Here is a 12,947-nt window from a genome sequence, read left to right on the forward strand (position 1 = left end):
CCATGCATTCCATCTTCCTGCGGATCTACGGCGGCATGCTCGGCGTGTTGGTGCTGGTGGCGCTGCTCGGCGTGCTGACATTGCACCTGGCGAACAAAGTGCGTGGCGAGCAGTACCGCGAGCATCTGGCGCAAGGCACCTTCACGTTGATGGCCGACAACCTGAAATTGATGGACAGCATTGAGCGCACCCGGGCGTTGGCGGTGTGGGAACGTTTGCTGGGCATTCCGCTGGCGCTGGAAACCGCCGAGCAGGCGCATCTGGACGGCGGCGCGCGCAATCGCCTGAGCCGTGGCCAGGTGGTGGTGGAACAGACCGGCCCTCACGCCGCGCGGGTGTTTCGTGAAGTGGAGCCTGCCGCGTCCGACAAACCGGGCAGCGCGGTGTTATTGACCGGCGAAGTGCAGCAGATCAGCGAACAACTGGCCCGCGCGACGATTTTCCTGCTGCTCGATGAGCTGGTGCGCTATCCCGTCGATGAACAGCCGGTGAGGCTGGAAACCCTGCGCCTGAGCAAGGGTTTCGGCTTCGACATGCACCTGATCACGCTGGATAAGGTCGATGTCGACGATGACCAGCGTCGGCGTATCGATGAAGGCGACACGGTGATGGCGCTGGGCAAGGGCGGTGACTCGATCCGCGTGCTGTCCGGCGTGGGTGAAACCCCGTGGGTGCTGGAGATTGGCCCGCTGTACCAGTTCAACCCCTATCCACCTGAATTGCTGGTGCTGATTGCCTTTCTTGGCCTGTGCCTGATCGGGTTGGTGGTGTATTTGCTGGTGCGTCGTCTGGAGCATCGCTTGCGCGGCCTGGAAGCCGCCGCGACGCAGATCGCTCAGGGCAGCCTGGAAACCCGCGTGCCGAGCACGGGCACTGATTCGGTGGGGCGGCTGGCGCAGGCGTTCAACGGCATGGCCGAGCATTTGCAGCGTTCGCTGACGATTCAGCGTGAGCTGGTGCGCGCGGTGTCCCACGAATTGCGCACGCCGGTGGCGCGCCTGCGTTTCGGCCTGGAGATGATCGCCGACGCCAGCACCCCGGAGGCGCGGCACAAGTACATGGTCGGCATGGACAATGACATTCAGGACCTCGACAAGCTGGTGGACGAGATGCTGACCTACGCGCGGCTTGAGCAGGGTTCGCCGAACCTGAACTTCCAGCGCATTGACCTGGACGCGTTGATCAATCAGGTCATCGCCGAACTGTCGCCGCTGCGGGCCAATGTGAAGGTGACGCGCGGACAGTGCATCGCTGTCAGTGACGATGCCTCGCCAGGGAATGAGGCGTGGGTGGAAGCCGAACCGCGCTATTTGCATCGGGCGCTACAGAATCTGGTCAGCAATGCGATGCGTCATGCCGAATCCGAGGTGCGGGTGGGTTACCAGTTGAGTCAGGAGCGCTGCCGGATCGATGTCGAAGACGACGGCCCCGGCGTGCCGGAAGGCGCCTGGGACCGCATCTTCACGCCATTCATGCGTCTGGACGACAGCCGTACACGTGCGTCGGGCGGGCATGGTCTAGGGTTGTCGATCGTGCGACGCATCATTCACTGGCACGCCGGGCGGGCGCTGATCGGGCGCAGCCAGGCACTGGGCGGCGCGTGTTTCAGCCTGGCCTGGCCGCGTCAGCAAGGTGAAGCGTGAATCGCGCGTTATTTGAAGGGCCGTTGGCCGACGTTGCGAAAACCCTGGTGCTCGATGAGGCGCGCCCGGTGGTGCCCTTGGTTGAGTTGCTGCGTGAGCAGACGCTGGATCGCCTGTTATTGCAGGTGTACGGTCCGGAATTGATGCCCGAGCAGCAACCGGTGCTGGTGTCGCAATGGATGAAGTACTACGCCATGCAGCTGATTGCGCCGGTGATGGTGGCGAGTCTGGTGCATGGCGTCAGTTGGCCGTTGGCCGTCGATCAGGTGTCGTTCGCGCTGCATGAGCGAGGATTTCTCGATGGCGTGCGTTTTGAGGGCGCGCCCTTTGACGCGTCGAACTCGGCTGATCCGTTCGAGCGTTTTGCCCCGCTGCTCGACAATTTGCAGCAGGTCATTGAGCGCTTGAGCACCTACGGCAATGTTGCGCCCGGCGTGCTGTGGGGCAATGCCGGGGATTATCTGGAAACCTGCTTGCGTGAGTTGGCGGCGGTCAGCAACGTGTCGCTGGCACGCGGTTACGGGTTGTTGCGCGAAAGGCTACGGCCGGACGGGCAGCGCAATCCGCTGTTCAACGCGGTTACCTATTTAGAAGGGAAAGACGGGCAGTCGGTCAGGCAGCGGCGCAGTTGCTGTTTGAGTCATCGGGTCGAGTGGGTGGGGCGGTGTGAGCATTGTCCGTTGCATCGCGGGGTCGGAGCACGGGAATAAGTCTGTGGGAGCGAATTCATTCGCGAAGCATCTGGCAGACGACCTGCAGATGTCGACCCTGCCGGCCAATCGCGAATGAATTCGCTCCCACAGATCTGAGTTCAATGCATCCATGGCTGGCTGTGCATCAAACCGGTGGGAGTCAGCTTGCTGACGAACGCGGAGTGTCATTCAGCGGTGATGTGTCTGGCCCTCAGCATTCGTTCGGTCCCGCTCGCTCCCACAGGGGGATTGGCGGTGGCCTTAAGCTTTGGATCAGTTCGCGATCGCCACCAGACTCAACAACTGCCCACCCTGCACGCTGAACTGCGCATCCAGCACCTTGCCGCTGTGCCATTCCTGCGACAGGTCGATCTTCAAGCGCAGCTGTGCATGGCCGGTTTCCGACCATTCCAGCAACTCGGCGTCTTCGAAATAGAAGCGTTTGAGCACGATGGGGTACAGCGCCTTGAACAGCGCTTCTTTCAGCGAGAAGGTCAGCGTGACCCGCAACGCAACCTGATGTTCAGGCCCGTCCGCCATGCGCTGCAGTTCATCGGCCGTGAGGATTTCACCCGCCAGCCGCGAAGCGCGTTCGCTGCTCATCACCTGTTCCACATCCATGCCCAGCCCGCGCCAATGCTGTTTGTTGGCCACGATGGCGGCGGCCCAGCCGGTGCTGTGGGTGATCGAGCCGCACAGGTCTTGCGGCCAGACCGGTGCCCGGTCATCTCCGATCAAGGGCACATGCAGACGGCCGTCGAGCCGGCGCATGGCTTCCCGGGCGCACAGACGACCGGCCAGGAATTCCGTCTGACGTTTGGCGACCGAGCGCTGAATGCTCGCGGGCGGCTCGATCAGGCAACGCTGAAAATCGCCGTCGGCGAGTTTCTGCGGATCGAACCGGCTGCTGACCAACACCACATTCGCCAATGCCAGGGGCAGGGGCCAGTGAGGGGTGAGGGTGGGGCAGCAGGGCGGGAGGTCGTGGGAGTGGGTCATGGGCGGCATTTTGCCGGTGGAATGGGGTCATCATCAATGACCGCGTGTACCGCATCGCCAGCAAGCCGGCACAGGTCTGAGGTCGGTGCACAGATTTATGCATCAACTCGGTCCCTGTAGGAGACGTCCGAGGTTACGAGGGCAGCGAATGCGGTGTGTCATTCAGCATCAATGCGGCTGACCCACCGCGTTCGCCAGCAAGCCGGCTCCTACAGTATCGGCGTCATGCTCAAGCCTTGGGAGCGCCGCGAACCCTGTAGGAGACGTCCGAGGTTACGAGGGCAGCGAATGCGGTGCTTTAGTCGCCATAGATAACGCTGGCCCACCGCATTCATCCAAGCGCAGCCCGCACCAAGCCACGCTCCTACAGAGAACTGTGGCGATTACATCGTCGAGTTCTTCGCAAACTGCTCTTTCAGAAACGCCTTCATGTCCGCCCACGAGCTCATGTCAGCCGCTTTGTTGTAGCCAATGTCCGGCCCGCCATGGTTGCCGTGGCTCAGTTTGTCGGCGTCAGGATTGGTGAAGCCGTGTTTGGCGCCGTCGATGCCGACGAACTTGTAGTCAGCCTTGGCAGCGTCCATTTCCTTCTTGAAGTCGGCGACGTTCTGGGCGGTCACCATGGTGTCCCCATTGCCGTGCTCGATCAGCATCGGCGTTTTGGTCACCCCTTCCTTCGCTGGGGTCTTGGTGGTCAGGGCACCGTGGAAACTCACGACGGCATCCAGCGGTTCGCCCCGTCGTGCGGCGTCCAGTACCACGGCGCCACCGAAGCAGTAGCCGATGGCAGCGATTTTCTGTGGGTTGGTCTCGGGCTGTTTTTTCAACTGCTCAAGGCCGGCATCGAAGCGCTTCTTCGAGGCGCCCGCGTCGGCGGTTGCGGCCTGCATGAAGGCCATGGCGTCTTTCGGGTGCTCGGTGTTCTTGCCTTCGCCATACATGTCGATGGCCATGGCGCTGTATCCCAGCGCAGCCAGATCGCGGGCGCGGCGTTTGGCATAGTCGTTCAGGCCCCACCACTCGTGAACCACCACGATGCCGGGTCTCGGGCCCTTGATCGCGTCGTCATAGGCGTAGTAGCCGACCAGCTTGGTGCCGTCGGCGCTCTGGTAATCGAGGGTGCGGGTTTTGACCTCGGCTTGAGCGATGCTCGCAAGGCACATGAGGGTGAACGCTATCAGCAGCCGCATGGTGTTCTCCTTCTGTTGAGGGACGCGTCTGGCATTGAGCCTAGACGATTGTGCTGTTCAGGTTCCGACTCGCCCATTGCCCGGATGTTCAGCGCGGGTTCAGACCGCGTTCAGGAGGGGTTCAGCGCCTGCTGCGTATTCTCGGTCCCGTACCCAACAAGGCGCCTGGCGCCGGAGGACCTGCACATGCTGAATTTCAACAAGTTTTTTCTGGCCTTGGCGTTTCTGGGCGGCAGCGCCGCGACTCAGGCGGCGGAGAGTAATGTCGATGTGTCGCGCACCGACTTCGCCAGAAGCCATAAAAAACTGACAGGAATAATGATGGCAAGCACGGCTAAACTGTCTGACGCGGCGCCCGCGATGAGCGCGGCGTATGCTTCGCAATCGACGAGCCTGACTGAAAGCCCCGACAGCTATTTGCCCGTTTACCACCGGTTGTAAGTCGTCAGCGTCCAAGGATCACCCATCGAGAGGTATGCCTGTGCCCGGGAGAGCGTCATGAAACTGCTGGTTGTCGAAGATGAAGCCCTGTTGCGTCATCACTTGCAGACCCGTCTGACCGAAAGCGGTCATGTGGTCGAGGCAGTGGGCAATGCCGAGGAGGCGTTGTATCAGGCCGGCCAGTTTAATCACGATCTGGCGGTCATTGATCTGGGCTTGCCAGGCATGGGTGGGCTGGACCTGATTCGTCAGCTGCGTGCGCAGAACAAGGCGTTCCCGATTCTTATCCTGACCGCCCGTGGCAACTGGCAGGACAAGGTCGAAGGCCTGGCCGCCGGGGCCGACGATTACGTGGTCAAACCGTTTCAGTTCGAAGAGCTCGAAGCGCGCATGAACGCTTTGCTGCGTCGCTCCAGCGGGTTTACCCAGTCGACGATCGTGGCAGGTCCGCTGTTGCTGGACCTCAACCGCAAGCAGGCGTCGCTGGATGAACAGCCGCTGGCGCTGACGGCCTATGAGTACCGGATTCTGGAATACCTGATGCGCCACCATCAGCAAGTGGTGCCCAAAGAGCGCTTGATGGAACAGTTGTACCCGGACGACGACGAGCGCGATCCGAACGTGATCGAGGTGCTGGTCGGCCGGTTGCGTCGCAAGCTGGAAGGTCCCGACGGATTCAAGCCGATCGACACCGTGCGCGGTCTGGGCTACCTGTTCACTGAGCGCTGTCGATGATTCGTTCGCTTCGCGTACGGTTGATGCTGGCCGCCGCCACCCTGGCGGTCATTTTCATGTTGTTGATGCTGCCTGCCTTGCAAAGCGCCTTCAGTCTGGCGCTTGAAAGCTCCATCGAAAAACGTCTGGCCTCGGACGTGACCACGCTGATCTCCGCCGCCCGGGTTGAAGACGATCGTCTGTTAATGCCGGCGTTGCTCCCCGGCGAACAATTCAGCCTCCCTGACAGCCGTTTGCTCGGCTACATCTATAACCGCGCCGGCAAGCTGGTGTGGCGTTCCCGGGCGACCGAGGATGAAGCCATCGATTACCAGCCTCGTTATGACGGCCGGGGTACTGAGTTCGCCAAGATTCGCCAGCCTAATGGCGACGAGTTCTTCGTTTACGACGTGGAGATCAAACTCCTTGGCGGGCGCAACGCGGCGTACAGCATCGTGGCCTTGCAGCCGGTGCGTGAGTATCAGGAAACCATTTCCGGCCTGCGCGAGAAGCTTTATCTGGGCTTCGGCGGTGCGTTGCTGGTGCTGCTGATTTTGCTGTGGGTCGGCCTGACCTGGGGTTTGCGTGCGCTCAAAGGCATGACTCAGGAGCTGGACCAGGTGGAAGCCGGGGCCCGTGAAGGGCTCAGCGAGAAACACCCCAGCGAACTGTTACGCCTGACCGGCTCGCTCAACCGGCTGTTGCGCAGCGAGCGCGAACAGCGCATTCGCTACCGCGATTCCCTGGGCGATCTGGCGCACAGCCTGAAAACCCCGTTGGCGGTGTTGCAGGGTGTCAGCGAGAAGATCGCCAAGCGCCCTGAAGACCTGGAGCAGGCGCGCATTCTGCAATCGCAGATCGAACGCATGAGTCAGCAGATCGGCTATCAATTGCAGCGGGCCAGCCTGCGCAAGAGTGGGCTGGTGCGGCATCACGTGGCGTTGAAGCCGGTGGTGGAGAGCCTGTGCAACACGCTGGAGAAGGTTTACCGCGACAAGCAGGTGAAGGTGGTGCTCGATCTGCCGGACGATTGTCAGGTGCAGATGGAGGAGGGCGCGTTGCTGGAAATGCTCGGCAACTTGCTGGAAAACGCCTATCGCCTGTGCCTGAGCGAAGTGCGGGTCCGCTGGCAGCCGTCGATCATGGGCGACGAATTGTGCATCGAAGACGACGGCCCCGGCGTGCCCCATGACCAGCGCGCGCGGATTCTGGAGCGCGGCGAGCGGCTGGACCAGAAAAATCCGGGGCAGGGCATCGGGCTGGCGGTGGTCAAGGACATCATCGAAAGCTACGGCGCGCAGCTGACGCTTGGGGATTCGGAACTGGGCGGCGCGGCGTTCAGGATTCAGTTTGCGATTTAAGGGTGTTCCGAAGAGCCCGTCCACCGGCCCTGTAGGAGCGCGCTTGCCCGCGATTGCGGTTTTTCAGCGACACATTGGTTGACAGGCGGAATGCAATCGCGGGCAAGCGCGCTCCTACAGTTGATGGCGGTGAGTCAGGTATCTCAGATTTCTTGAGCCCGATACGCCCCCGGCGTCAGCCCCGTCCACTTTTTGAACGCCCGATGAAACGCCGACGGCTCTGAAAACCCCAGTTGCTCGGCGATCTCCTGTAGCGACAGGTTTGCCTGTCCCAGGTGATAAATCGCCATGTCCCGCCGCAGTTCATCTTTAAGGCCCTGAAAACTCGTGCCCTCGTCGCGCAAATGGCGGCGCAGGGTTTGTGGGCTTATGTGAAGGTGATCGGCCACGGTTTCCAGGTCCGGCCACTGGTTGCAATCGCGACTGAGCAGCCGACGCAACTGGCTGCTCAGGCTGTCGCCGTCATCCGGTCGGGACAGCAGGTCGGCGGGGGAGCGTTCGAGGAAGCGCTTGAGCGTGCGTTCATCCTGCAACAGCGGCAGCTGCAGGTAACGCGAGTGAAACGTCAGCGCGGTCTGTGGCGCCTCGAACTGCATCGGGCAATCGAACAGCAAGTCGTACTCGGCGCTGTGGGCGGGCCTGGCGTAAGCGAAGGTCGCCTGCTCCAGACGAATGCGCTGGCCGATCAGCCAACTGGCGAGGCGATGCCAGATCACCAACAGCGACTCGCTCAGGAAATGCATCGGGTCGCGCAGGCTTGAGTCGTCCAGGCACAGGCGCACCCAATCCCCGTCACGTTGCAGGCTCAGGCGCGGCGAGTCGGGAAACAGCCCGTAAAACAGGAAGCCGCGCTGCAAGGCCTTGTCCAGCGTGCGGCAGTGAATCAAGGCGTGGCACATCATGGCGAAGGTGCCGCGCTTGCTCGCCGCAAGCCCGAACCCCATGTACTCGTCGTCCAGCGCCCGCCACACCAGTTGAATCAGCTGCGCGAACTGTTCTGGCGCGATACGGGCTTTGGGCTCGCTCAACAGTTCTGGCTGAAGGCCGACCTGCGCCAGAATCGGCTGGATATCGAGGCCATACCGCGCCGCACCGTGCAGGACGGCGCGGGCGAAATGGCTGGCGATGGTTCGATGGCGCATGGAGGGCTCGTCGTGTGCGTCGATGCGGGTGCGTAGACGAATGGTAGGCAGTGGGCGGACACAGGGGCAAGGCGGATACCCGCCAATGGAAGGGATAATTTGTCGAGAATGGGCGGAAATCCGCCATCGCGCCAGGGGTTTTTTAGCGGGTATTAACTGAGCAGTCCATGCCGTGCGGGGCTTTCAGGGGATTTTCGATAAATGGCACGGGGCTTGCGATACAAGGTGTAGAGGTCTGCTCCGCGCAGCTCGACAAAAACAAATCCCTCCGAGCAGGTGGGTTCGCACTTTAGGCGTCGTGACATCAGGAATGATGCAAGCGATGCTCTTGAGGAAACTGCAATGACGACTCGTCAGCCAATCTACAAATCCCTGTATGCCCAGGTGATCGTTGCCATCATCATCGGTATTGCCATCGGTCACTGGTACCCCGACGCGGGTAAAGCCCTCAAACCGCTGGGTGACGGGTTCATCAAACTGATCAAAATGGTCATCGCCCCCATCATTTTCTGCACCGTGGTCAGCGGCATCGCTGGCATGCAGAACATGAAATCCGTGGGCAAGACCGGTGGCTACGCGCTGCTGTACTTCGAAATCGTCTCCACCATCTCGCTGATCATCGGCCTGGTCGTGGTCAACGTTGTTCAGCCGGGCGCCGGCATGAACGTCGACGTCTCCACCCTCGACGCCTCCAAAATCGCTGCCTACGTCACCGCAGGTAAAGACCAGAGCGTGATCGGCTTCATCCTGAACGTGATCCCGAACACCATCGTCGGCGCCTTCGCCAACGGCGACATCCTGCAAGTGCTGATGTTCTCGGTGATTTTCGGTTTCGCGCTTCACCGCCTGGGCTCCTACGGCAAGCCGGTCCTGGACTTCATCGATCGCTTCGCCCATGTCATGTTCAACATCATCAACATGATCATGAAACTGGCGCCGCTGGGTGCGCTGGGTGCCATGGCCTTCACCATCGGTGCTTATGGCGTGAGCTCGCTGGTGCAGCTGGGTCAACTGATGCTGTGCTTCTACATCACCTGCCTGCTGTTCGTGCTGCTGGTGCTGGGCAGCATCGCCCGCGCGCACGGTTTCAGCATCCTGAAGCTGATCAAGTACATCCGCGAAGAACTGCTGATCGTGCTGGGTACCTCGTCGTCTGAATCGGCGCTGCCACGCATGCTGATCAAGATGGAACGCCTGGGCGCGAAGAAATCCGTCGTGGGTCTGGTGATCCCGACCGGTTACTCGTTCAACCTGGACGGCACCTCGATCTACCTGACCATGGCGGCGGTGTTCATCGCTCAGGCGACCAACACCCACATGGACATCACCCACCAGATCACTCTGCTGCTGGTGCTGCTGCTGTCCTCCAAGGGCGCTGCGGGCGTTACCGGTTCGGGCTTCATCGTGCTGGCGGCCACGCTGTCGGCCGTGGGTCACCTGCCGGTGGCCGGTCTGGCGCTGATCCTGGGTATCGACCGCTTCATGTCGGAAGCCCGCGCACTGACCAACCTGGTCGGTAACGCCGTGGCAACGCTGGTTGTCGCCAAGTGGGTGAAAGAGCTGGACGTTCCGCAAATGGAAGCCGAACTGGCCTCTGGCGGTCGTGCCATCGAAGAAACCCGTTATGAAGATGATCTGGGCGTGGCCGAAGGCCCTGCACCAGTGGGTCGTTCGTAATCGGTTAGCTTCAGGCTGATGTGAAAAGCCCGCCCCAGGGAAACCTCGGGCGGGCTTTTTGTTGGGTGGAATTTTTAGCGCCTGAGCCGACGTCTCGCGGGCAAGCGCGCTCCCACAGATGCCCGCAATTCTCTGTAGGCGCGCGCTTGCCCGCGATTATCTGATCGGCGTCAAAGCGGATGGCGTCTTGCGTCATTGCCCCATGCCGCGCCACTGCCTACTCTGATCCCATTCGCCGATCATCAGGGAAGCCGTCGCATGCAAGGTCCGCTGTCGTCGCTCAAAGTCCTCGATTTCTCCACGCTGTTGCCTGGCCCGTTCGCTTCCCTGTTACTCGCGGACATGGGCGCCGAGGTGTTGCGCATTGAATCAGCGACCCGACTTGACCTGCTTCGCGTCCTCCCTCCCCATGACCGGGGTATGTCGGCCAGCCACGCCTACCTCAACCGCAACAAGCGCAGTCTGGCGCTGGACCTCAAACAGCCTCAGGCAATCGAGGTGGTCAAAAAGCTGGTCGCGGAATACGACATCGTGCTGGAGCAGTTTCGTCCCGGCGTGATGGACCGTCTGGGGATCGGTTATGAAGCGCTGAAGGCGATCAATCCGAGGCTTATCTACGTGGCGATCACCGGGTACGGCCAGACAGGCCCTTACCGTGAGCGCGCCGGGCATGACATCAATTACCTGGCGCTGGCGGGGCTGGCCAGCCACACCGGGCGCAAGGACAGTGGGCCGTTGCCATTGGGGGTGCAGGTCGCCGACGTGGCGGGCGGTTCGCTGCACGGCGTGATTGGCCTGCTGGCAGCGGTGGTGGCGCGAACTCAGACCGGGCTGGGCCAGTACGTCGACGTCAGCATGACCGACTGCGCGTTCAGCCTGAATGCCCTATCGGGGGCAGGCTGGCTGGCGGCAGGCGTCGAACCGCAACCCGAAGGCCAAATGCTCAACGGCGGCAGCTTTTACGACTACTACCGCAGTCGCGACGGGCGCTGGTTTTCGGTGGGCAGCCTTGAGCCGGCGTTCATGCAGGCGCTGTGCGAGGCATTGGACCGGCCTGAGCTGGCCAAACGAGGTCTGTCTCCGGCATCGGTGGACCAGATGGCCTTGAAGCAGGAACTGATCATCGAGTTCGAACGCCGCAGCTTTGAGGAACTTGAAGCCTGTTTCGCGAAGATCGACGCCTGTGTTGAGCCGGTGCTGAGTTTTTCAGAAGCCGTCGAGCATCCGCAACTCCAGGCTCGGGCGGTGGTTACCCAGGTGCCGAGAGGCGACGGCAGCGCGCAGCCGCAGATGGCCTGCCCACTGAAGTTCTCGGAGGGCTTGCCGCCGCCAAGGCATATCGGCGTCGCGGCGGGCGCCCACAGTGAGCAGGTATTGAGGGAGGTGGGCTTCAGTGCAGATCAAATTGCGGCGTTGCGGGAGTCGGGAGCGGTGGGGTGACGTTTACTCCACCCGCGTCTCACCACTGAACACCAGAATCTCCCGACAGCGACGGCACAGATACCGCCGTCCCTTGCGCACCAGCTTGTGCCGCTGCACGGAGAACGGGAAATCGCTTTCCGGGCACGGGCAGCGGTAGATGTAGCGGGTCACGCGGCGGCGCTGAATTTCATAGGTATGGCAGCGGTTGGGCGGCAGTTCGTACACGCCGCGCATGATCAATTGCCACTCTTCGCCATGGGGCGCAATGGTGTCGCCGAACAATTGATGGGCGACCAGATGCGCGACCTCATGGGCCACGGTCTGGCGCAGGAAGTCTTCACTGTTTTCGCGGTACAGCTGCGGATTGAAGCGCAGCATGTTTTCGTGCAGGTGCGCGACACCGGCCTTTTGGCCTCGCAATTTGAGGCTGACGACAGGGCGTTTGAAAGGGCGTTTGAAAAAGGCTTCAGCTTGTTGGAAACAGGATTCGACGCGGGTATTGAGTGGCTCGAGCATGCTTCATCGGTCTCCAGAGGAGCCGATTATGCCGCAAAGCATGTCGTTGTCGAAAACCTGAGCTGCCGAATGGTCGTAAAAACACCGCTAACACGTGTAGGAGCGCGCTTGGTCTGGGCCGCATCCGGACGATTGCGGTGCGTCAGTCGCCAAATGAATAGCAGAAACACCGCAATCGTCCGGATGCGGCCCAGACCAAGCGCGCTCCTACACAAGTTCGGCGGCGTTTCCTCAATTCGTATACTCAGGCCCCACACCAATCCCCCACAGCACCACCGTAAACGCCATGATCGCCACCAGCACCACCAGGCCGACCGCCAGCACCGAACTGGAGAACATGAACCCCTCGTCGGGGTGGATGTTCATGAACACCGGCAAGCCGACGTACAGCAGGTACACCGTGTAGCAGACCGCCGCCAGGCCCACCATCATGCCCAGCCACATGTGCGGATAGAGTGCCGCCAGGCCGCCGATGAACAGCGGCGTCGCGGTGTACGTGGCAAACGCCACACAGCGTGCCAGGCTAGGGCTTGCGTCGTAGGTGCGCGCCATCCAGTGGATGAATCCGCCCATCACACCGACTCCGGCGAGCATGGCGATGTACGACATGATCGTCATCCAGATCGCGCTTTCGCTGGTCAGCATGACCGGCGCGCGGCTGCCGATGACCCAACCCACCTGGGTCGTGCCGATGTAGGCGGACACCGCAGGTATCGCAGCGAGGATCAACGTGTGAGTGAGGTACATGTGGCTGATGCTTTCTTCTTCTTCGCCACGTATCTGTTGCCATTCTTGATCGGGGTGTGTGAACAGCCCCAAGACGTGATGGATCATGCCCGTTACTCCTGATGATGTGCCATCGCACCTGACCGGCCAGATGCCGTCAGGGCAAGGCCACAATCTCTACAGGGGAACCGCTGCGACCTTACTGGCAGTATAGAAAGCTGGAAGCCACGAAAACCGTGGGTTTTAGAGTAATTAGGACTATCCGGCGCCTGTTAATAGCCGATGGTGATCAGCAGACGGATATGGGCGGATGAATGGTAGGCAGTCGTTGCGACTGAGCCTGTGGCAGCTGCTTGAGATTACGACAGTGGCGAATGCGGTGTGTCAGTCATATCGCTTTCGCCACCGTCGTAACCTCCGGCAG

General features: G+C 61.3%; 12 protein-coding genes. 7 read left to right on the forward strand and 5 right to left on the reverse strand.

Translation table 11 applies throughout. The features are described 5' to 3' along the window. The first annotated feature begins 2 nt into the window (after nucleotides 1-2). Together AB4N84_RS17850 and fhuF are read left to right on the forward strand one after the other, a co-directional pair. Nucleotides 3-1,643 (forward strand): ATP-binding protein, encoded by a 1,641-nt coding sequence (locus AB4N84_RS17850; RefSeq protein WP_460042462.1) that lies wholly within the window; start codon nucleotides 3-5, stop codon nucleotides 1,641-1,643. Then, on the forward strand, nucleotides 1,640-2,353 hold the full coding sequence (gene fhuF / locus AB4N84_RS17855) for a siderophore-iron reductase FhuF (protein WP_460042463.1): 714 nt from the start codon (nucleotides 1,640-1,642) through the stop codon (nucleotides 2,351-2,353). The genes AB4N84_RS17850 and fhuF overlap by 4 nt, the downstream gene beginning before the upstream one ends. Before the next feature lie 255 nt (nucleotides 2,354-2,608). Here the strand turns inward: fhuF and AB4N84_RS17860 are convergent, their stop codons facing one another. Both AB4N84_RS17860 and AB4N84_RS17865 read right to left on the reverse strand, forming a co-directional pair. Further along, nucleotides 2,609-3,334 (reverse strand): 4'-phosphopantetheinyl transferase family protein, encoded by a 726-nt coding sequence (locus AB4N84_RS17860; protein ID WP_460042464.1) that lies wholly within the window; start codon nucleotides 3,332-3,334, stop codon nucleotides 2,609-2,611. A gap of 383 nt (nucleotides 3,335-3,717) precedes the next feature. Further along, complete coding sequence (locus tag AB4N84_RS17865) at nucleotides 3,718-4,524, reverse strand: dienelactone hydrolase family protein (protein WP_460042465.1); 807 nt, start codon at nucleotides 4,522-4,524, stop codon at nucleotides 3,718-3,720. A 186-nt stretch (nucleotides 4,525-4,710) separates the two neighbouring features. On the opposite strand from AB4N84_RS17865, the gene AB4N84_RS17870 reads away from it, so the two are divergent. From AB4N84_RS17870 to AB4N84_RS17880, 3 genes are read left to right on the forward strand one after another with little or no spacing between them, the layout of a single operon-like run. After that, nucleotides 4,711-4,965, forward strand: coding sequence for a hypothetical protein (locus AB4N84_RS17870; protein WP_460042466.1), 255 nt, complete (start codon nucleotides 4,711-4,713; stop codon nucleotides 4,963-4,965). Between the two features lie 57 nt (nucleotides 4,966-5,022). Further along, nucleotides 5,023-5,700: a response regulator transcription factor gene (locus tag AB4N84_RS17875; RefSeq protein WP_074753009.1), complete on the forward strand. Its 678-nt coding sequence runs from the start codon at nucleotides 5,023-5,025 to the stop codon at nucleotides 5,698-5,700. Next, the gene (locus AB4N84_RS17880; RefSeq protein WP_460042467.1) at nucleotides 5,697-7,040 is read left to right on the forward strand and encodes an ATP-binding protein; all 1,344 of its coding nucleotides are present in this window, start codon (nucleotides 5,697-5,699) and stop codon (nucleotides 7,038-7,040) included. Before AB4N84_RS17875 ends, AB4N84_RS17880 begins: the two co-directional genes overlap by 4 nt. 143 nt (nucleotides 7,041-7,183) lie before the next feature. Here the strand turns inward: AB4N84_RS17880 and AB4N84_RS17885 are convergent, their stop codons facing one another. Then, the gene (locus AB4N84_RS17885) at nucleotides 7,184-8,182 is read right to left on the reverse strand and encodes an AraC family transcriptional regulator (protein WP_460042469.1); all 999 of its coding nucleotides are present in this window, start codon (nucleotides 8,180-8,182) and stop codon (nucleotides 7,184-7,186) included. Between the two features lie 342 nt (nucleotides 8,183-8,524). Between AB4N84_RS17885 and AB4N84_RS17890 the strand changes: the two genes are divergently transcribed. Continuing rightward, nucleotides 8,525-9,859 (forward strand): dicarboxylate/amino acid:cation symporter, encoded by a 1,335-nt coding sequence (locus AB4N84_RS17890; RefSeq protein WP_460042470.1) that lies wholly within the window; start codon nucleotides 8,525-8,527, stop codon nucleotides 9,857-9,859. A 258-nt stretch (nucleotides 9,860-10,117) separates the two neighbouring features. Further along, a complete protein-coding gene (locus tag AB4N84_RS17895) occupies nucleotides 10,118-11,299 on the forward strand; it encodes a CaiB/BaiF CoA transferase family protein (protein ID WP_460042471.1) in 1,182 nt (393 codons plus the stop codon). 3 nt (nucleotides 11,300-11,302) lie between these two features. Here AB4N84_RS17895 and AB4N84_RS17900 read toward each other — a convergent pair whose 3' ends face one another. Further along, on the reverse strand, nucleotides 11,303-11,797 hold the full coding sequence (locus AB4N84_RS17900) for a SprT family zinc-dependent metalloprotease (protein ID WP_460042472.1): 495 nt from the start codon (nucleotides 11,795-11,797) through the stop codon (nucleotides 11,303-11,305). Between the two features lie 231 nt (nucleotides 11,798-12,028). Continuing rightward, nucleotides 12,029-12,631, reverse strand: coding sequence for a Yip1 family protein (locus tag AB4N84_RS17905; RefSeq protein WP_460042473.1), 603 nt, complete (start codon nucleotides 12,629-12,631; stop codon nucleotides 12,029-12,031). Nucleotides 12,632-12,947: the final 316 nt, after the last annotated feature.

Source organism: Pseudomonas sp. S2_H01 (assembly GCF_054668305.1).